The following is a 20,385-nucleotide window of genomic DNA, read 5'->3' on the forward strand; positions in this document are numbered from 1 at the left end:
AAAAGGCACTGATATTTTATTAATGTACACTGCCCGCTATGAAGATTTCAGCTTGCCTGGCGGCGGCATTGATGAAGGTGAAAGCATAGAGCAAGGATTAATCCGCGAGCTACAAGAAGAAACTGGCGCACAAAACATCAAAGTACTCGGTGAATTTGGGCTTTATGAAGAATACCGCCCTTGGTATAAAGACGATTTTGCAGTGATCCATATAAAGTCTTATTGCTATTTTTGTAGTCTTGATACGCAATTAGGGCAAGCCCAACTAGAGCATTATGAGCAACAAAATGGCATGGTTGCTAAATGGGTTAACATTCATGATGCCATTGCTCATAATGAGCGAACGCTGGCAACCAGTGATAAACAAGGCCAATCAATCCTGCGCGAAACCTATTTACTAAAAGAGATTGCCAAACATATTACTAATTATTGATAACTATCACCCAGTAATAAGTTAGGGCTTTGACTCATTTAAACCAATCACTTTTTCATAAGTAAATGAGTGATCTCTACCGCCGACATATCAACACGAGGCACATGCTTTTGGCCACACCAAAGTGGTGAAAAATCATCGCGCCCTGCTTTTTCAGCGCTTGCTCTAAGTGCCGTTATCGCGGTACTGGCATGAGGGAATTCAGGCACACCTATAGCCAAAGCGCCTAACTCATTCATTACACGATTTTGAATGCCTCGTGCCGCCCGACCAGAAAATAACGTAGTAAGCGCAGTATTATCCGTTTTCTGATTTAAAATTGCTTGCTTATGAAGCGCTGAGGTTTGTGCCTCGCGACATAATAAGTAAGCACTCCCGACTTGCACAGCGGCTGCACCTAAAGCTTGCATTTGCTCTACATCATCAGCGGTTGCAATACCGCCTGCGGCAACAATAGGCAAAGAAAGACGTGCCACACAGTTTTGAACTAATTGCACAGTTGATTGCTGCAGACTTAAATCCATTGATAAAAAATGCCCTCGATGGCCTCCTGCTTCTAAACCCTGCGCAATAATAGCATCAGCGCCATTTTCACTCAGCCAAATAGCTTCATCTAAAGTGGTAGCGGTTGAAATCACTTTAGTGCCCCAGCTTTTGATTTGCGCCATAATCGTTTGCTCAGGTAAACCAAAATGAAAACTCACCACTGCGGGTTTATAAGGGGCAATAATATCAACAACCGATTGACTAATAGGTTGACGAGAAGCCCCTGCAGTTAAGCTTTCAGCATCAATACCATACTCATCAAAATAAGGCGCTAGCAAATTATGCCATTGCTGCTTTTGTTGGCTGGTGTAATCACCGACCGTATGACAAAAAAAGTTAAGGTTATAGGGATTACTTGTCGCTTGAGTCAGTTTATCAAGCTCGCTCACTAACTGTTGTTTTGAGAGCATTGCACAGGGTAATGATCCTAAACCACCTGCGTTACTCACCGCAGCAGCTAAACGAAAATCTTGCACACCCGCCATCGGCGCTTGAATAAGCGCTAAATGCGTATTAAAAAAAGATAACGCCACAACATACTCCTTGTAACTTTTTCAGTCGCCTGCACTTTTTACCGACATAAAACTAAATGATCACTAAAAATAATAATAGAATGAATCAAAAATTATAAAAAAACCAATAATTACAGCACATTAAAAATATAAAACAAATTAACACATAGTTGGTGTTAGCTTTGCACACTCCCTACATACTATTCGTAAGGAGATTATGATGACTAATACAGTAACAACGATCAATCCAAGTACTGAACAACCCATTGCAGAATATACGCTGCTTACTTTAGCACAAGCAAAAACCGAGATAGATAAAAGTCATGAGGCTTTCTTAGATTGGCGTCATATTTCACTCACTGATCGTGCCAAGTATTTAAACCAGCTAGCCTATCTGTTTGAACAACACAAAAAATCATTAGCCACACTTATGACTAATGAAATGGGTAAGTTGTATCAGCAAGGTTTGCAAGAGGTCAAGCTCTGCGCAGCAATTTGCCGCTACACCGCCGAGCACGGTCAAGTTCAATTGGCTGATGAAGAACGCCCAATGGAAAATGGTCACGCCGTTATTAGCTACCAGCCAACAGGCGTTTTATTAGGCATTCAACCTTGGAACTTTCCGCTATATCAAGTTGTACGTTATGCCGTTACTAATATCATGGCAGGCAATACCACTGTACTAAAACACGCTAGTAACGTGTTTGGTATGGCTGAAAAAATCGAAGCATTGTTTATTGAAGCAGGCTTTCCAAGCCATGTGTTTAAAAACTTATTAATCGATGGCAAAACTGCCAGCGAGCTAATAAGCCACAGCGCAATTCGTGGAGTGACATTCACAGGCAGTGATGGCACTGGTAAAAAAGTAGCTGAACACGCTGGTAAACACGTTAAAAAAACCGTATTAGAACTTGGCAGTAACGATGCCTATTTAGTGCTTGATGATGCAGATTTAGAGCTTGCGATTAAAACCTGTGTGCAAGGGCGGATGATTAATAACGGGCAAACCTGCGTATCAGCAAAACGTTTTGTGGTAGTAGAAGCCTTATACGATGAGTTTAAAAAAGGCATAACAGAGCAATTTAACGCCTTAATAGTTGGCGATCCTATGGATGAAAACACCGATCTTGGTCCAATGGCACGCGAGGATTTAAGAGACAAAATTCATAAACAAGTAATGCAATCAGTTGAGGCTGGTGCGTCTATTGTGACTGGTGGCGAAATACCTAAGCAAACGGGTTATTTCTATCCAGCCACATTACTTGAGAACCTCTCTCCCGGCATGCCGGCCTACGACGATGAACTATTTGGCCCGGTCGCTTCACTTATCAAAGCTAAGAATAATGGAGATGCAATGCGTATCGCTAATGACTCACGTTATGGCTTGGGCGGCGGTATTTTTTCTAAAGATGAAAAGAAAGCCATTGAGCTTGCTAAAAAGCATTTTGATACCGGTATGGTTAACATAAATGGTTATGGGCTGGCCCAGCCAAACTTACCATTTGGTGGTGTTAAAGACAGTGGTTATGGTCGTGAGCATGGCGGCTTTGGCATTCGTGAATTTGTTAACATCAAAACCATTATGATCAATAGCTAATAACTCTCAATAAAAAATACTCTAAAGGGCCTTAATTAGCCCTTTTTTTATGACTAAATAAGTTAAGTGTACAATAACGGTTATTCGCTATATTTTACTTACTTCATCATTAAAGGTAGGCACTTCTCGGCTAGAAGTATTCTCCATTTGCAATTCATTAACCGCCTTTTGAATATCCATGTCGTCATCTAGTTGCTGGTTACTATTATCAGGCTTATGCACTAACTCAGTTAAAAGAGCAAAATGATCCGAGCCATATTTTTCTAGCCTTTTTATACGTTTAACAGTAAAGCCATGGCTATGGAATAAGTGGTCAAGCGGCCAGCGCATAAAGAAATACCCAGCATGAAAGGTATTAAAAAAACCTCGGCCTTTGCGTGGATCTAAAAAGTCACTGATTTCCATAAATAAACGGGTACTTCTTGACCAAGCAACGTCATTTAAATCGCCAGCAACAATTGTTGGACGTTTGTTGTTCTTTAAAGCCTTAGCAAGCAAAATAAGTTCGGTATCTCGTGGCCTAGAGGTATCTTCTTCAGTAGGACTTGGAGGAGCAGGATGAATAAAATGACCTTGTACTTCAAGACCTTCTACAGTCTCAAATAGAACGTGAATTGAGGGAATATCGTTTTCTACAAGCTCACATACTTGTTGTTTTTTTATCTTATATTTACTGTATAAATGCATGCCGTAGCGATTATCTTTCGCGCAAAATATTTTGTATGGATAATCTTCTTCAATGGCTGCAAGTTGCTGTTGCCATTTAGTATCTGACTCAAGCGTAATAAGTAAATCTGGCTGGTGTTCATGGACTAAATCTATTAAGTCTTGGTAGCGAGTGTTCGACATCAACACATTAGCCGACATAATACGAATACTATGCCCACTGCCTGCGGGACTTTGCGCCACTTCTTTTTTAGCAAGCCAAGTATAAGGATATATCCATTTACCTTGAATAAGCAAAATTACAGTTGCCATGATTAGCGACGATACAACCAAAGGCGATAGTCCACTTAATGCAAAATAAACACCTAAAAGCAACCCAGCCAATGCAAGATAAAAAACCTGTAAACGAACAAAGTCGCAACTACGAATTAAATAATGCTGGCTGAAAGACATAGGTAAAAGTGTCACAACTAATAACACACTTAATATACTTACCTGCACAATTAGCATTCAATAATCCTTTATTAATAACGACTTAAAATTGACAAAATTTCGCGAGTATCATGCACCATATGAATGATGGTATCGTCTATTTCAATCGTAATACGACCATCACGGTCTATCGGTTTTACTACTCGACCATGGCGATAGATATCGTAATCTAATATGTCACCTTTGTGGTACTTTTTTTGCCAACCAGGAGGCAATTGACCACCATTATCAACTTTTTTTTGTAATCCTGGCGGTAAACTCCCTTTACCTTTATTTTTGTCTTTGTCATGGTTATCATTTTTTGCAAAAGCTGCGCCGCTGCAAAGTACTAAGCCAAGCAGTAGATAGAAGTGCTTTCATATTTTACTCCCTATTTAGTTCATTTAAAGAATAGCAATAATTCATGAACTCGTTATGAAGTAAATTAAATAACCCTACATCAAGTTGTGACTTGGTAAAAATTTAGTGACGAGTAACAATAGAGAGAATCTCTCGAGTGTCATGCACTAAATGAATTAGCTGATCATCAACTTCCAGTAAAATTATCCCCTTTCGGTCATGACGCTCAACAACTCGACCATGGCGGTAAATATCTCTATCAAGGCGATCGCCGCGATGATATTTTTTATACCAACCCGGCGGTAAGCCATGCCCGTAGCCTACTTTCTTGTATAAACCCGGCGGCAACTTTTTATAATCTGCTGACTTATGGTGTTTTTTATAATATTTTTTATGGTACTTTTTACTGTGCTTTTTATGCTCATGGCGATGTTCATAACGATCATGTTCGCGCTCGTGCTTAGCATTTACTGCAAACGGTAATAGGCTCAAACCAAGTACAGCCAAAGACAGGGGGATTAATTTATTCATAGCTACTTCCTAGCATAATCTGTGTGAATAATTAAAGCCTAACAAGTCAGCCTGAATGAAAGATGAAATGAATTGTAAACTTTGTAAAGGTAGTGAGTGCTTACAGTTTTGTGTTTTAACAAACAATTAGTTAGCTATATTAAAGAGAATAAATAATAAAAACTGGCTGACAGCTCACAACATATTCGTATATTATTAACTCACTGACCTTACTGGAGTTTGCGCATTAATGAATAACTAACACCTGTTGAAATTCGTTTTATTTTTTGAATTTACAGGGTTAGTGGGCGCAAAATTCGTCATATATCTTGCTATCGACTTAACGATACCTAGTTAATTTTAATTGCTTTGCGCGCCATGCCCTGAACACTCCAGAGGCATTATGCATACATTACACATCCACAATTTAAGCTATCAACACCCTGATGGCCAAACTCAATTTAAACAACTTAGTTTTTCAATAAATGAAAAGCTCACCGCGATCATTGGTGCTAATGGCAGCGGTAAATCAATATTGTTGAGTATATTGGCAAACCAACAACAACCTAGTACGGGACATGTTGAATTTAGTGGTACTCGCGTGCTTATTTCACAACAACAATTAAGTGAGCAGCACCTTCAAACATCGTCATCCACAATTGCACAACTATTAGGAGTTGATAAAAAGTTAGCCGCCCTTAATCGTATTGAACAAGGAAGCTGCCATGAAGCTGACTTTAACCTAATCAATGATGATTGGTTATGCGAGCAATATTACAAACAACAACTTTTAGCCCTTGCTATTGATACCTCATTAAACCAGCCAATTAAGCATTTAAGCGGCGGTCAACAGCGGCGTTTAATGCTATTTTGCGCGTTGCAAACAAAGCCTGATTTACTGATTTTAGATGAGCCAAGTAACCATTTAGACCAATCAGCAAAGCAATGGCTAATTGACCAATTACATGCGTTTAAAGGGCAAGTAATTGTAGTAAGTCATGACCGCCAATTACTTAATCAATGCGATGCTATTATTGAGCTCAGCAGCCAAGGTGTTCATTATGAAACGGGTAACTATCAGCATTTTAATGAGCAAAAAACACGGCAACAAACTGCGCTTACAAAGCAAATTAATAATCTTGACAAGGAGCGACAAAAACACCTTCAGCAAACCCAGCTTAATCGTGAAAAAGCCCAACAAAGAGCAGCACAAGGTAATAAAAAACGTAACACCACCAGCCAACCAAAAGTGATGTTAGACTTTAAGAAAAACAGTGCCCAAGCAAGTAAAGGCGCTTCTGAGCGGCTAGCCTCAGCCAAACGCAAAGCCCTAACCGAAAAACGCCAAACACTTCAACAGCAGTTACCAAATAGTAAAGCTAAAACAGTAAAGTTTACGCAACCGACTAGCAATAAACGCCTACTATTTATTGAAAAACTTACTTTGCCATTTTCAAGCGCTAATAAAGCAATCACCCTGCAAATTTTTAGTGGTGATAAGTTACACCTAAAAGGAGCCAATGGCAGCGGTAAGTCAACATTACTCCGGATGATTAATGACTCGGCAAATTCACCAGTATCAACAGCGCTTCAATTAAATAGTAAAGTGCTTTATATCGATCAACACAGCTCTTTTTTAGGAGCAACAGACACTTTATGCAATGCATTAGAAAAACACTGTCAGCTAAAACAACAAACAGTACGCCATTTGCTTGCGAATATTGGCTTTAAGGGAGAGAATATTTATCGGCCAATTAGTCAATTAAGCGGCGGCGAGAAAATGCAATTAGCCATGCTTATAGCGGCGCAAAATGCGCAGCACTATTTATTGTTACTCGATGAACCCGATAACCACTTAGACTTGGCTAACAAGCAATATCTTGCGCAAAATCTGGCTGATTTTACTGGCAGCTTTATATTGGTGAGCCACGATGAGGAGTTTATTAAGCAATCTAATGTACTAACTAACATTATCTTAAAATAGCACAGTGAGAACTTTTTCATCGTTCAAGGTTCAAACTCATCGGATCACTTAATTATAAAAAGGAATAATATGAAAACTCTAAAATTGGTTTTGGTGATTGTAATTACTTCGTTAGCTGGCTGCAGCACTATGCTCAGCCAAAATGCGAATCAAAAAACGCGCTCAAGTAGCTTGGTGGATTTTCTATACCCTGATGAACAAAGTCGCCAAGCCCATCAACCAAGCGTGCCAACACTCAACTTACCTGCCACTGTAGGTATTGCATTTATTCCTAACCAATATGACTCTGGCATTCGCAGTAACGACGAAATCGCCTTGCTTGAGAAAGTAAAAAAACAGTTTATGCAATATGACTACATTGACCGTATTGAAGTTATTCCTAGTAGTTATTTAAAAGGAGGTCAAGGATTTACCACTCTTGAGCAAGTATCTAGATTATATGACGTTGATATTATTGCGCTGGTATCATATGACCAAGTATCACAAACTCTCGAAAATAATGCTGCATTCTTATATTTAACAATTGTGGGGTTATACGTTATTCCTGGCAACGAAAACACCGTACAAACTTTTGTTGATACAGCTGTTTTCGATGTGAAAAGTAGAAAAATGCTGTTTCGAGCTCCGGGAATTAACAAAGTAGAGCAACGCAGTACAGCCGTCGGTATTGATGAAACCTTAAACGAGCAGTCGCAAGGCAGCTTTAGCTTAGCTGTTGATGACATGATCACAAACTTAGATGCTGAACTTGGTTCATTTAAAACCCGTGTCAAAGAAGACAAAATAGCCAATGTTAATCATAAAGACGGCAGCAGTGGTGGCAGTTTATATTTCTTATTAATGTTACTAACTGCTATGTTAATTTTAAAACAACACGAGCAAATAACTAAACAGCTCTACATTAAACTAACAAGCGTTTATCGCTAAAGCTTTAGAATTCCTAAAAAAGGTTATATCCTGCCCTTTTGAAATATCTTAGATAAAGGGCTTTCATGCTTTCTCGATTATTATCTCTGGCGCTGATCACACCTACAGCCTTTAATTCTTTCGCCGCGCAAAACGACATTGAACGCATTACCACTACAGCATCTCGTGCTGAGGTACGCGCCGATCCTCTTCCTTTAGTAATAAGCAGCATCACTAAAGCACAGTTAGATTTAATCGCACCGACCCATATCGAGCAAGTGTTAAAGCAAGTTGCAGGTGCCAATGTGCAACATGGTAACGGTCAAGAATATTTGCCCGCACTGCGCTCTCCGGTGCTTTCTGGCGCTGGCGCCTGTGGCGGTATTTTAACAGCCGAAGATGGCATCCCCCTGCGTGCGGCAGGCTTTTGCAATATTAACGAATTGTTTGAAGCGCACACCGAAATGGCGCAGCGTATTGAAGTTTTAAAAGGCCCAGGCTCTGCCCTTTACGGCTCAAATGCTGTGCATGGCGTAATTAATGTGATCACCCCAGATACCACTTATGATGAACATTTGCTCGGCGTTGATTTAGGCTCTTACGGTTACAACCGATTCAAACTGCGCAGCGGAAAAGATTTAGGCAATCAAGGATTTGGTATCAATGCCAGTATCACTCGCGATACCGGATACCGTGATGATGAAAGCGTAGACCAAGAAAAGCTCAATCTGCGCCATCGCTATACAAGTGATGATCTATCCGTCACAACAGGATTGAGCTATACCCACTTAGATCAAAAAACTGCCGGATTTATTGAAGGCTTTGAAAGCTATAAAAACGATGGAATAGCCCAGCAAAACTTTGATCCTGATGCATTTAGAAAAGCCCGCTCATTTCGGCTTTGGTCAAAAACACAATGGCAAACAGCAAAAGATACGCTAACCATTACCCCGTATGTGCGCAATCAAAGTATGACCTTCTTTAAGCATTTTTTACCGGGCACACCGCTTGAAGAAAACAGCCAAAATGGCGTTGGCGTGCAATCACTTTGGCAGTATGCGTATTCAAACGAATTAACTGTTAATTTAGGGCTAGACAGCGAATACACCCGTGCAGATTTTTTGCAATATCAAGACGAGCCAACTCAAGGTTCAGCACTTTTAGTAGCAACTGTGCCACAAGGTAAGCATTACGATTACGATGTAACCAGCACCCTACTCGCCCCTTTTATTAGCCTTGATTGGCAATGGCAGCAACTCGCTATCAGTTTAGGCGCACGCTTTGAGCAGCTTGATTACGACTACACCAATAATATGCTGGCTGGTCGCACTGACGAGAATGGCAGCGAATGTGGATTTGGCGGTTGTCGTTACTCGCGCCCGCCAAGTAGTAAGAATACCTTTACCAATACATCGCCTAAACTTGGCTTGAGTTATCAATTAAGTGCTGATAATTATTTATATGCAAACCTATCTCGCGGTTACCGTGCGCCGCAAGCGGCTGAACTTTATCAGCTACAGCGCGAACAACAAGTGGCTGATCTCGAATCTGAAACAGCAGACAATCTAGAAGTGGGCCTCAAAGGGCAATATCAACAACTGCACTATGTAGTCTCTGCGTATACGATGAATAAACAAAACGTGATTTTTCGCGACAGCAATTTTTTCACCATTAATGATGGCCAAACTCAGCACCGTGGTATTGAACTGGAGCTGGATTATCAACTTACTCAGTCGATTCAACTTGCCCTAGCAGCAAGCCATGCAATACATACATACGACTATGACCAAGTTTTATCTGAAGTAAACATTAACGGTAACGACATAGACACAGCACCGCGTAATATCGCCAACCTACAAGCTAACTGGCAAGTCACCAATAACACCTTAATTGCTATTGAGTGGCATCATGTCAGTGACTATTTTACCGATCCTGAAAACCAACACAGTTACGCAGGCCATGACTTACTAAATTTACGCGCAGCATGGCAACTGACTGAACAATTGAAACTAACCGCGCGCATTAACAATCTATTTGATACCGCCTATGCAGAGCGTGCCGATTACACCAGCTTTACTGGCGACCGTTATTTTCCTGGGCGACCACGTAATATAATGTTCTCAGCAAGTTACGCTTGGTAAATATTGAATTAAGTGATTTCTGCTATTACTCAAACTTTTTCTTTTTATCATGGCGATATGATTTTGAGTTGTAAGTTGCAGTCATCACTTTATCAACTCCAGCTAAAATCGACTCTTTTAAACCACTTAAGAGCAAGACTTCTTGTGACCTTGAAACATACTCTATAACCCCTTGAGCTAACGATTCAACAATCTCTTGCGCATTCCTAATTACGATATGACCTTGATTAGCCAGCTTAATTAAGTGATCACAGTCTGGAAACTCTTTGCTCTTACAAATATTAAGTGCCATTTTATTATTGATGGTTGGATAAATTAATGTATGAGTAATATCAAAAGGTGGAGAAACAAAAATATTGCTCATATCTGGCGTGTACTGCAGCGCAAAATTTTTAAGATGGGCGTCACCGTTACCAATTAAACAACTGAAAACGATGTACTTATACATTTTTTCAACTTCGAGCATATTATTCGTGTACAAATAGGTTGCTTTCAGTAGGGTTTCGTAACTTCCCCGATATTTTTCATCGGGATCTGAAGAGCGCTTCATCAAAGTTGTAAAGTCTTCATAACCTAGCAACTGAGTGCCACTTTCACCACGATCAAAGCGTTCAATCACAAATGTTTCAAGGTTATCAGATAAATACGTATTTGGCGGTGCTAGACCGCAATATTTAGCTGCTTGCATGCACACATATTCATTAACAGTAAGCAGCTCAAACTCTTCATCAAATGATTTTACGATCAGATCTTTTTGATGAACTGTTCGCTCAACACTTGGAATACTTACTTTGGGTTGCATTCCTGACAAGGTATTCCTGAGATAGTATTTTTCTAATAACTGCGGAAATAAAGGCTGTGCATGCGAATACGTAAGAATATCGTTAAGTGACACGCTATCAACTTGCGGTAATTTAAAGTCACCTTGGTAAGATAACATGCCAATACCATCACTTCCTTGCAAAGCTAATAAGTACATGTCGTTAACTTTGGCGTAACGAGCAAGCCTTTGTGCAATGTATCTACGGTTATGCCCTTCAGGCAAATTTTGCGCAAAAATAGGATGCAATGCACCAGATCGATAACTATCATCCATGCCTTTTTCAGTCATAGTTAATGATAGATTAAACTCATTTTGCGTTTGCTTATAATCGTGTATTGCATCATGAGTTAGCACACCCAGCTCTTTGTCATCTATACACACTGTCAACTTTTGTACTTTTTCAGGTAGGTTAAAAGCCGTCACTAGCTATCCTCACTAAAAAGATCGTTTAATTCATCCCAACGAGGTAACCGTGATTTAGACAAAGTTCTTGGTACTACAGCTAGCTCATAATCTAAATAATGAGTATAACGCTCAAGGATATCCAATGATCCTGTAAATTTACCGTTTTCAATTTCAGATAGTGTGCTTTTATTAATGTTCGTCAATTTTTGCACTTCTCGTTGTGTTAGTTGTTTTTCTTTTCGCGCCTGAGCAAGCGCTTTTCCTATTTCTATTCTATTCATCGCAGCCACCAAAAACTCGCCATATAGCGAACATGGTAGTATAAAACAAAAAATATAGCTATATAGCGAACATAACTAGATTACCTTTTACTGTAATAGCTGTTTATACTGCTCAGTTAAGTGCACCTTGAGTTCTGGGTGCGCTACTAATAACTCAGCAAGCTGAGCTTTAGCGGCGGTTGTTTCACCATCAGCAATAAGTGTATCTATACGCTTAAATTTATTCGCAACGTCTTCGGTGATCACTTCAAGCTCTAATAATACTTCACTTTTAGCGGTCATGCTTTGCGACTCAAATTGCCGTCCTGCCGTGTAAGATTGTGTACTGCGTTGAAGCCTTTGAGTTTGCTTTAATTGCTCTAGCTGCTTTTGTTCTAGCACTTCGCTTTGCATCATTTCAGACGAGGCTGCAGGTGCTAACGCAGTCTGTTCATCGACTAAAATTTGTAGATCATTCATTGCCTCTGACGGCTTAAGATACTGAGTAGTATTTTGCATATATAAAACCGCGACTAACACCAGTGATGCCGCAGTAGATAATTGCCCATACCAAGTTTGGTAAAAGCGTTTGCGCTTATTAATATTGGTTACTTTGTTAGCATTAGCGGCTTCAGCTGCATGTTGTAATATTTGCTCATCAAGTTGTAAGCTTGGTTGCTCCGTTGCACCTCGTTTATAAAGTGAAGCAATATCATGATCGGTTAACTTATCGCTCATTGTTAGTCTCCATTTTATACTTGATACATTGCTTTAGCTTGGCTAGCGCGTAACGGATGCGGCTTTTGATATTTTCAGTTGTTTCTACCGCTAGTTCGGCAATTTCTTTGAGGGTAAAATCAGCTTCGTGTTTAAGTAAAAACGCCTCTTTTTGCTCACGTGGCAATTGTGCTAGGCACACTTTTAACTGCGCTGCTTGCTGAGCCTGCTCGAGCTTTTCAGCATCTGGTCGACTGTTATGATCAGCAAATTCGGCAATTTCAATGTCTTGATTATCACCGTCTAGCCATTTGTTTTGCGTACCAGTGCGGCGGTAATGATCAATCAATTCATTGTGCGCAATACGATACAACCAAGTGGTAAACTTAGCGCTCACTTGATACTGTGAGCGCGCTTTTATCAGCTTATTCCAGACTTCTTGATAAAGCTCTTCAGCCACTTGCGGGTTTGCGCACTGGCGTAAAAAATAACGATATAAGCTATTTTTATGGCGTAGGTACAGCTGGGTAAAAGCCTGTACATCACCTTGTCCATAACTCAACATTAATTGCTCATCAGCTAGTTCTGTCATAACGTCCTTTACTTAAATCATACCAATCGTGTTAAGTTATTAGTCATTTATAGCGACATATAAATAGAGTGATAACAAGGCATAAACTTTGACATATAGTTGTTCTATTTGAGAAATTTATAACACAGTTAGCGCTTTATTTAGCGCGCTAGAATGACTAAATATTTAAGTTGATTGGTATCACAGTGCCGCAGCATTATTAACGAGTTGCACAAACTCACTACGATAGCCAAATGTGTCTATGCCTTTGTTAGCGGTTGCCAATTTAGCGCAATCTTCATACTGCCAGTCTCCGATATATTTTGCACCTTTTAATAACTGCGCAAAACCAGCCACTGCGGCGGCAAATTTAAAGTCTTGGCTGGCTTGCGATAAAGGCAGCTCACCTTTAGGTGTTGCAACAGCTTGAGTGATCAACTTACTTTGCTCAGCGTCAGGCTGTTTATAACGCACTTTTACAAAGGCGAGTTCATTGCTGGTAGCCAGTTTTTTGTCTTCTTTAGATTGGTAACGCAGCTCATAAATTTGTTTATGAGCTGCGTTGGCTAAGGTTATTTCATACAGCGCAGTCACGCTATGCCCTGCCCCTAACTCTGCGGCATCGACCTTATCGTTATTAAAATCTTCATTAGCGAGTACGCGATTTTGATAACCAATTAAACGATATTCAGCCACCTGCTGTGGATTGAATTCCACTTGAATTTTCACGTCTTTGGCAATAATTTGCATGGTACTGCTGAGTTCATCGACCAGTACTTTGCGTGCTTCGTTTATGTTATCTATGTAAGCATGCTGGCCGTTACCTATATTTGCCAGTTGCTCCATTAGGCCATCATTATAATTACCTTGGCCAAATCCCAAAGTAGTTAAGGCAATCCCCGTCTTGCGCTTAGATGCCACCAGCTCTTTGAGTTTATCGATTGATTGGGTGCCCACATTAAAGTCGCCATCAGTGGCTAAAATCACCCGATTAATACCTCCTTTTTTAAAATTTTCGGCCGCAATTTGATAAGCCAGTTCAATACCTTGCTCGCCATTAGTTGAGCCGCCTGCTGCCAGTTTATCTAACGCGGCGCTGATAGTTTGTTGATCATTGCCTTTCGTTGCTGGCAAAACCACGCCTGCGGCACCGGCATACACGACAATGGCAACTGAATCATTTTCATCTAATTGTTTAGTTAACATGGTTAAACTGGTTTTTAATAAGGGTAACTTATTTGGTGCATTCATAGAGCCAGATACATCCAGTAAAAACACTAAATTCGCTGCCTTTAAATCGGCTTTTTCAATCTCAAAACCTTTAATGCCAATTTTTAACAGTTGCCGATGCTCATTCCAAGGAGCTGTTGCCATCTCGGTATGAACATTAAAAGGTGTAGCTATGCTATTGGGTGCACTGTAATCGTAGTCAAAATAATTAATAAAAGCTTCTTCACGAACTGCGTCATTAGGTGGTAATTTCCCCATATTGAGCATACGCCGAGTATTGCTGTAACTGCCCGTATCAACATCAATTGAAAAGGTTGAAACCGGTTCAGTACCAACTTGTTTTACTGGGTTTTGCTGGGATTTTAAATAATTTTCACGATCTTGCTCTGACACTACGACTACATCATCAATTGGAGTCCGTGGCATCGGCTGTAGCTGTAATTCAGAGCGCGGCATAGCAACGCTTTCATGCATCATTCCTTGTGGCATTGCCGTATATCTTACGGCATGTTGCATCTGTATTTTTTGAGCTTGCAGCTCCAATTGCTGCTCATCGGTTTGATTAATTGGCGCCGCGTTGTTTACTTGGCTTTGTTGTTTATCAACCTCATGTGGCGCACTTTGCTCACAGCCAGTTAAGCTAACTATCACCGCAAGGCTCAACATAGTTAAACGTAAATTAACCTGCTGGGCATTAGTAATCTTGTTATTCATAAAGTCACCTTGTTATCTATTAAATTCGTAATTAGTAAGGTTATTAACGGATGACTATAAAAAGTGGGGTTAATTATTTTTAAAATACCCTGCTGAACAAGGAATTGTTAAGAATAAGTTATTCAAATTTAAAGAGTAATCAGCTGGCAATTTAATATCAACGTCAGTTGCGTTGGGGTATAATTACGCTACCTGCCATCTACTTGGTGACTTTAGTTTTGTATTCAACTCCAATTAAACGGACTTTATTTTCCACTGCGATTTTAATTTTAGGCATTATTTTTATTGCCGCTAACTTACGCGCCCCCGTTACAGGGCTTGCTCCTGTGCTTGAGCAAATAATTTTGACCTTTAACTTAAGCCCTTCGCAAGCCGGTATGCTCACAACACTGCCGTTAATTGCCTTTGCTTTAGCCAGCCCGATGGCGGCAAGTCTTGCTAAAAAACAAGGCTTAGAAATATCACTGTTTATTGCGCTTATTCTGATTGGTTTGGGCTTGGCTTCGCGGCTAATTGACTCTATGCCAATGCTTTACTTAGGTACAGCAGTCATTGGCATCGGTATCGCAATTGGTAACGTACTGTTACCGAGCTTAATTAAACGCGACTTCCCACATAAAGTGGCAGTGATGACCTCTACTTACGTACTAGCAATGGGCATTTTTGGTGGCAGTTATGCCGCGCTTATTATTCCGCTGGCTGAATATAAAAGTATCGGCTGGCAATTAGCCCTTGCTTGTTATGGCTTACTTACCCTAGTGAGTATTGTTATTTGGCTACCACAGTTAAAACTTCATACTAAGCCAACAAAAGATCTACTGGCGAGTGTCAACACCAACAAAGTATGGCACGAGGCGCTTGCGTGGCAAATTACCTTATTGCTGGGGTTAAATTCATTTTTTACCTATATTATGATTAGTTGGTTGCCGAGCATTTTGCTTGAAGGTGGCCATACAGCTCAGCATGCGGGTGCGCTACAAGGTGCCTTTCAAGTAGCGTCTGCAGTGCCTGGCATTATCTTAATACCACTGCTGGCAAAGCTTAAAGATCAACGTATTTTAACCAGCTTGTTAGCACTAATAGCCGCAACATGCTCACTTGGGCTGCTCTATTTACCTGAGTTTGCCTCTTTGTGGGCAGTCACCTTAGGATTTTGCTCAGGCGCCTGCTTTATTTTAGGTTTATCGTTTATTAGCTTACGTACTCATGACACCCGTCAGGCTACATCACTTTCAGGCATGGCACAGTGCTTGGGCTATTTACTTGCCGCCTCTGGGCCGATTATCGCAGGCTCATTACATAGCTACTTTGGCAATTGGACAACCACCTTATGGTTATGTGCTTTTGCGAGTGCATTGTGCGCCGTATTTGGTTATTTAGGTGGACGTAATATCACCATGAGAAGTGACAGCAATACCTAACTACATGCCTAAATAAATGCATTGCTTAAACGCAATGCATTTATATCTTTAAGAGGAGGACGACCGAAAAATCGGGTGTACTCTCGGCTAAATTGTGAGGCGCTTTCATAGCCCACTTGCAAAGCAGCCGTATTCGCATCAAGGCGCTGATTCAGCATTAATTGCCTCGCCTCTTGTAAACGTAAATTCTTGATATATTGCAAAGGGCTGAGTTTAGTCACTTCTCGAAAGTGCTGGCGAAACGTTGATTCACTCATATGCGCCTCAGCAGCTAAGTCAACTATCGAAAAATCATCTTTATAATTTTGTTTTAACCAATATAAAATTTTAGCTATTTTTTGACTAGCGGATCCTGCGGTTACTATTTGCCTTAATTGATAACTATGTGGGCTTTGTAATAACCGAAAAACAATCTCCTCTTGGATTAAAGGGGCTAGTTGCAAAAGCAGCTTAGGCTCGTTTAATAATTTAATCAGCCTATTTATAGCATCTAAAAGACCCTCATCAGCATCGACTACCGACATAGCGCATTGACGAGCTACACAATCTTGAGATGAAAAATCCATATTAGCAACTGCTTGACCTAAAACTTTACTGTCGATACATAAGTGCAACCCTAAAAAAGGGCGTTGTATAGACGCTGAAGTAATATGGCTTACAACTGGCACATCAACAGAGGCAACTAATGTTTGTCCTTCTGCATAATCATAAATATCTTCGCCCAAGGTAACACGCTTGCCACCTTGCACAGTTATGCCTAAACCAAGCCCATAAACACATGGCATAGGCTCAGACACATTGCTGCGACGTACTAATTTAAGCGCATCTATCTGAGTGTTAAAAATACCATCGTGTGTAGCAATTGCTAACACGGATTCGGTTAAGGTCTGTTTACTAGTCATCGCGTTTTAATTTGATCTCATCATACTTTAATCAAAGCTTAGCACTAAGCACACTCATAAATATTAAAAACAATCACGATCTGTTGTTTTAGGCAAAAAACACATTGGTTTTAACAAACACATTTAGCCATTATCAGTAATAATAAATATTCGCTCAGGCATATTAATGCGCTGACAGGTTATCACTATAAAAACCCAAATAATTCACTTCTCTACGCACTATTTTAAACAGCAAATTAAGCAGCCTAAGGTAAAGCTTACCTACTGCGATATTTTTGCTTTTTAACAATTTAATTTTTAAAGAGACATTATGCTTAAAGTAAATAACCACACAAAATACCCGTTTGTTGCAGCTATTGCCGCACTTGCAGCAATGGGGGAGTTATATCGTCTAAAAAACTTGTTGAACGAAGCCTTAGATAAAGGACATACCATTGATGAGCTTAATAGTGCATTTTCTTATATGGTTACCTACATTGGTGCCCCTCGGGCGTTAAATAGCCTAAACGTGCTAAAACAAATATGTTTGCAAAGACTGCCAAATCGTACAGCATTGGTTGAGCAAGAAATTGAACACCTATCCACGACTAAAATAAACAGCGCCCAAAGCAGGCTTTCTCATCACTGTTACTTGGCAATAAAGCTGGGGGCATTGGCGGTGGACGATAATTTTCAAGCTCTGCTTCAAGCCCATTTAGTTACATGTCTTGATTCGCAATTTGAAGCAGCACACATAAATGCCGTGATCAATTCACTGGCTATTAAAGCAGATATAAACGTAGCAATGCGCGCTAATTTATCTTTTGCAAAATTGTTAGAGCGCGCATAATAGTAATATACATTACGAAATTAGACGCTTAAGGCACAGTATCAAAGCCAGTTATAGTGTTTAGCTCTTTTAACCAAGATGGGCTTGAACGACACCAAATTTGTGCTTTAGGTATAAGTTGCTCACGCTGCTCAATAGCCCCAATACGTAGGCCATAAATTTTATCGCCATCACCGACTGACGTTGCATACAAAGAGGTGCCGCAATTACCACAAAATCCCTGTGCACGCTTATTACCACTTTCGGCTGTTTTTATATATTCTTTCGGCGCAGCTGCAGTAAACGTAACCGCGTTAGGATGTGATATAACCACAGTGCGAAATGGGGAACTTGCGATAATTTGGCAATCAGTACAATGACAATTTATTACTTTATTTTCATCAACTTCAGCATGGTAAGTAACTTCCCCACAATGACAACGTCCGGTAATTTGCATTTAAGATCCCTACATAGAATTTTAACTAACTAAAGTGGTATCACTTTACGCCAACTTCCCTTGTATTTTCAACAAACGTTTAGGTCATTAACGGTTTTTATACTGGGTTTTACAGTGGCTGCGCATAATAGCGGGATTGCGTAATTTTAAATGTTTTGTTGTACGGCCAGCATGGCGCTTGCGCCAGACTTTAAACGAACCCGATGAGATATTGTCGCGCATAAAACTAACTAACTGGGAATGATTTAAACCATAAAGGTTTTCAATGGCTTCAAATGGCGTGCGATCTTCCCACGCCATCTCGATAATTCTAGACACTTGGCTACTATCAAACATAACAGACTCTTCTACAAAATATCTTTATACCCGACATAGCAAGAATACGATCAATCTGTAATTTCAACTCGCCATGGTGGATTCAGCCGATTACACCCCGCCCAATAAAGTTTAATTTTATTGCCTGATGGGTCTTTTAACACCGCTTCTCGCCATAAATAACGCTGCTCGGTGATCGCTGATTCAAACTCAAAGCCCTTAGCTTTTAAGGAGGCGACCCACTTTTCTAGTTCTGCGCTTTCAAAATATATAACCGCACCATTACTAAACACATCATCAGTTAATAATAAAGAAAATGTAGCTTTATTAGGGCACTCAAAGCGTGAGTAATGATCCGTTTTTACAATTTGTGTAAAGCCCATGGCCAGGTAAAATTGATTTGCTTTTTCGATGTCACAGACAGGTAAAGTGATTTGATTAAGGTTCATAGTCGTTACCTAAATATTGAGTTAGATAACGACTTTAAAACCTTAACTTAACTTGAGGTCAATTAGTAATTTGTATCTTGATATTAAGAAGCTTGATAGCGATTTGCTTGTTTGATGCTAGCAAAATCGTTAAAGCGAACACCGTGTTTTTTCATTACCTCAAGTACTTTCTTGCTGATCATTTGGCGTAAATAAAACGGTTGATTCGGCACAAAATGGTGGATCGTATGGGTATGGCCAAAGTTAAAACAAAACAAGTTAAACGGTGCGAACAAGCGACTCGTTAAAACATGCGTTTGCTCCAGCATGTTATTAACGCCGCCATAGTAATGCATTGATGAAGTCACAAAATTTAATGAACTTGAACGCACAATATTAGGCACAATCAACACCACCATTAAAAACTCAAACACCGCCATAATGTCCAGCAACAACGCCGGCGAATTAGCCGCAAGTGGGGTAAATAAATCAACTAAATGGAACACAATTACGCTATATAAAATAGCAAAGTACGCTGTGGTAACCGGAAACCCTGCGTTAAATACCTTAAAAAAGCTAAACCCTTTGATTTCCTTACTAAAACGTTTAGCGTTAATCAACAAGCCGAGTAAGCCATCAACAATTACCAACGCCCGTAACAATGGCTTTTTAATGCCATTACCCACTAAGCGCTCTTCTAAGTCTTGCTCAGTACCCGACACTTTATGATGATGTAAATGCATTTTACGGCGATACCATGGGCTAATAGTATTTGGGCGCATTAGCCACACTGTTAGCATCATAAAGTTATGTAGAAAAGGCTGGTTACTAAAATACTGTTTATGGATCAGGTCGTGTTCAAGCTCGTGGGAAATTGACGCAGCAATAGCAGCTAAAATAATACATAACCACGCGGGAATAATAGCAAAGTAATAAAGCGCACCAACGCCAATTAACGCACCGAGTGATAATAATAAAATAGCCATCCCGATAGTATTCTGATGGGCTAATAACGGGTGCTTTTGACGAAGCTTAGCTTCTTCAGCTTTAATCGCCTTAACAATGGCTTGAATATTTTCCTTGGCACTTAACGTGGTCATAAATAGCAACTGATAATCAAAGTTGCGCAGATGATACCCGAATAAATAAAAAGCTGCTAGAGCGAGAGCAACGAGCAACGAGCAACGAGCAACGAGCAACGAGCAACG

General features: G+C 40.1%; 21 protein-coding genes. 7 read left to right on the plus strand and 14 right to left on the minus strand.

Annotated elements, in window-relative coordinates; all coding sequences use genetic code 11:
- Positions 1–433, plus strand: a 433-nt coding sequence (locus H5203_RS20665; RefSeq protein ID WP_182820223.1) for an NUDIX hydrolase, incomplete at its 5' end; no start/stop codon positions are given.
- Between the two features lie 47 nt (positions 434–480).
- On the opposite strand, the gene H5203_RS20670 is transcribed toward H5203_RS20665, so the two are convergent.
- On the minus strand, positions 481–1,512 hold the full coding sequence (locus tag H5203_RS20670) for a nitronate monooxygenase family protein (protein WP_182820224.1): 1,032 nt from the start codon (positions 1,510–1,512) through the stop codon (positions 481–483).
- Positions 1,513–1,711: 199 nt separating this feature from the next.
- On the opposite strand from H5203_RS20670, the gene H5203_RS20675 reads away from it, so the two are divergent.
- Complete coding sequence (locus H5203_RS20675; RefSeq protein ID WP_182759653.1) at positions 1,712–3,088, plus strand: NAD-dependent succinate-semialdehyde dehydrogenase; 1,377 nt, start codon at positions 1,712–1,714, stop codon at positions 3,086–3,088.
- Between the two features lie 87 nt (positions 3,089–3,175).
- Here the strand turns inward: H5203_RS20675 and H5203_RS20680 are convergent, their stop codons facing one another.
- The 3 genes from H5203_RS20680 to H5203_RS20690 all read right to left on the minus strand — a co-directional run bounded on the left by H5203_RS20680 (position 3,176) and on the right by H5203_RS20690 (position 5,116).
- A complete protein-coding gene (locus H5203_RS20680) occupies positions 3,176–4,264 on the minus strand; it encodes an endonuclease/exonuclease/phosphatase family protein (RefSeq protein WP_182820225.1) in 1,089 nt (362 codons plus the stop codon).
- A 14-nt stretch (positions 4,265–4,278) separates the two neighbouring features.
- The gene (locus H5203_RS23040; protein ID WP_259401986.1) at positions 4,279–4,461 is read right to left on the minus strand and encodes a hypothetical protein; all 183 of its coding nucleotides are present in this window, start codon (positions 4,459–4,461) and stop codon (positions 4,279–4,281) included.
- A 247-nt stretch (positions 4,462–4,708) separates the two neighbouring features.
- Positions 4,709–5,116: a hypothetical protein gene (locus H5203_RS20690; protein WP_182820226.1), complete on the minus strand. Its 408-nt coding sequence runs from the start codon at positions 5,114–5,116 to the stop codon at positions 4,709–4,711.
- A 382-nt stretch (positions 5,117–5,498) separates the two neighbouring features.
- Here H5203_RS20690 and H5203_RS20695 point away from each other — a divergent pair, with 382 nt between their 5' ends.
- The 3 genes from H5203_RS20695 (at position 5,499) to H5203_RS20705 (ending at position 10,126) form a co-directional block, all read left to right on the plus strand.
- Complete coding sequence (locus H5203_RS20695; protein WP_182820227.1) at positions 5,499–7,079, plus strand: ATP-binding cassette domain-containing protein; 1,581 nt, start codon at positions 5,499–5,501, stop codon at positions 7,077–7,079.
- Between the two features lie 69 nt (positions 7,080–7,148).
- A complete protein-coding gene (gene rhlP, locus H5203_RS20700; protein WP_182731815.1) occupies positions 7,149–8,006 on the plus strand; it encodes a rhombotarget lipoprotein in 858 nt (285 codons plus the stop codon).
- Positions 8,007–8,071: 65 nt separating this feature from the next.
- The gene (locus H5203_RS20705) at positions 8,072–10,126 is read left to right on the plus strand and encodes a TonB-dependent receptor (RefSeq protein WP_182820228.1); all 2,055 of its coding nucleotides are present in this window, start codon (positions 8,072–8,074) and stop codon (positions 10,124–10,126) included.
- Positions 10,127–10,151: 25 nt separating this feature from the next.
- On the opposite strand, the gene H5203_RS20710 is transcribed toward H5203_RS20705, so the two are convergent.
- From H5203_RS20710 to H5203_RS20730, 5 genes are all read right to left on the minus strand, one after another.
- Complete coding sequence (locus H5203_RS20710; protein WP_145241217.1) at positions 10,152–11,372, minus strand: type II toxin-antitoxin system HipA family toxin; 1,221 nt, start codon at positions 11,370–11,372, stop codon at positions 10,152–10,154.
- Positions 11,372–11,635 carry a helix-turn-helix domain-containing protein gene (locus tag H5203_RS20715; protein ID WP_145241219.1) on the minus strand — a complete coding sequence of 88 codons (264 nt, stop codon included), beginning with the start codon at positions 11,633–11,635 and terminating at the stop codon, positions 11,372–11,374. Before H5203_RS20715 ends, H5203_RS20710 begins: the two co-directional genes overlap by 1 nt.
- 87 nt (positions 11,636–11,722) lie before the next feature.
- Complete coding sequence (locus H5203_RS20720; RefSeq protein WP_182820229.1) at positions 11,723–12,352, minus strand: hypothetical protein; 630 nt, start codon at positions 12,350–12,352, stop codon at positions 11,723–11,725.
- Positions 12,342–12,923, minus strand: coding sequence for a sigma-70 family RNA polymerase sigma factor (locus H5203_RS20725; RefSeq protein ID WP_145241223.1), 582 nt, complete (start codon positions 12,921–12,923; stop codon positions 12,342–12,344). Before H5203_RS20725 ends, H5203_RS20720 begins: the two co-directional genes overlap by 11 nt.
- Before the next feature lie 180 nt (positions 12,924–13,103).
- Positions 13,104–14,846 carry a VWA domain-containing protein gene (locus tag H5203_RS20730; protein ID WP_259401987.1) on the minus strand — a complete coding sequence of 581 codons (1,743 nt, stop codon included), beginning with the start codon at positions 14,844–14,846 and terminating at the stop codon, positions 13,104–13,106.
- A gap of 218 nt (positions 14,847–15,064) precedes the next feature.
- Here H5203_RS20730 and H5203_RS20735 point away from each other — a divergent pair, with 218 nt between their 5' ends.
- Positions 15,065–16,267 (plus strand): MFS transporter, encoded by a 1,203-nt coding sequence (locus H5203_RS20735; RefSeq protein WP_259399560.1) that lies wholly within the window; start codon positions 15,065–15,067, stop codon positions 16,265–16,267.
- 8 nt (positions 16,268–16,275) lie between these two features.
- Here the strand turns inward: H5203_RS20735 and H5203_RS20740 are convergent, their stop codons facing one another.
- Positions 16,276–17,169, minus strand: coding sequence for an AraC family transcriptional regulator (locus tag H5203_RS20740; RefSeq protein WP_145241227.1), 894 nt, complete (start codon positions 17,167–17,169; stop codon positions 16,276–16,278).
- A gap of 310 nt (positions 17,170–17,479) precedes the next feature.
- Here H5203_RS20740 and H5203_RS20745 point away from each other — a divergent pair, with 310 nt between their 5' ends.
- Positions 17,480–17,998: a carboxymuconolactone decarboxylase family protein gene (locus H5203_RS20745; RefSeq protein ID WP_182820230.1), complete on the plus strand. Its 519-nt coding sequence runs from the start codon at positions 17,480–17,482 to the stop codon at positions 17,996–17,998.
- A gap of 28 nt (positions 17,999–18,026) precedes the next feature.
- Here the strand turns inward: H5203_RS20745 and H5203_RS20750 are convergent, their stop codons facing one another.
- The 4 genes from H5203_RS20750 to H5203_RS20765 all read right to left on the minus strand — a co-directional run bounded on the left by H5203_RS20750 (position 18,027) and on the right by H5203_RS20765 (position 20,277).
- The gene (locus tag H5203_RS20750; RefSeq protein WP_182718283.1) at positions 18,027–18,434 is read right to left on the minus strand and encodes a GFA family protein; all 408 of its coding nucleotides are present in this window, start codon (positions 18,432–18,434) and stop codon (positions 18,027–18,029) included.
- Between the two features lie 87 nt (positions 18,435–18,521).
- Complete coding sequence (locus H5203_RS20755; RefSeq protein WP_145241233.1) at positions 18,522–18,770, minus strand: TIGR03643 family protein; 249 nt, start codon at positions 18,768–18,770, stop codon at positions 18,522–18,524.
- 50 nt (positions 18,771–18,820) lie between these two features.
- A complete protein-coding gene (locus tag H5203_RS20760) occupies positions 18,821–19,198 on the minus strand; it encodes a VOC family protein (protein ID WP_182820231.1) in 378 nt (125 codons plus the stop codon).
- An 83-nt stretch (positions 19,199–19,281) separates the two neighbouring features.
- Entirely contained in the window at positions 19,282–20,277 is a 996-nt protein-coding gene (locus tag H5203_RS20765; RefSeq protein ID WP_182820232.1) for a fatty acid desaturase, read from the minus strand.
- Between the last annotated feature and the right edge of the window lie 108 nt (positions 20,278–20,385).

Origin of the sequence: Pseudoalteromonas sp. SG41-1, from assembly GCF_014164575.1 — a bacterium.
In the GTDB taxonomy this organism is placed as follows: Bacteria; Pseudomonadota; Gammaproteobacteria; order Enterobacterales; family Alteromonadaceae; genus Pseudoalteromonas; species Pseudoalteromonas rhizosphaerae.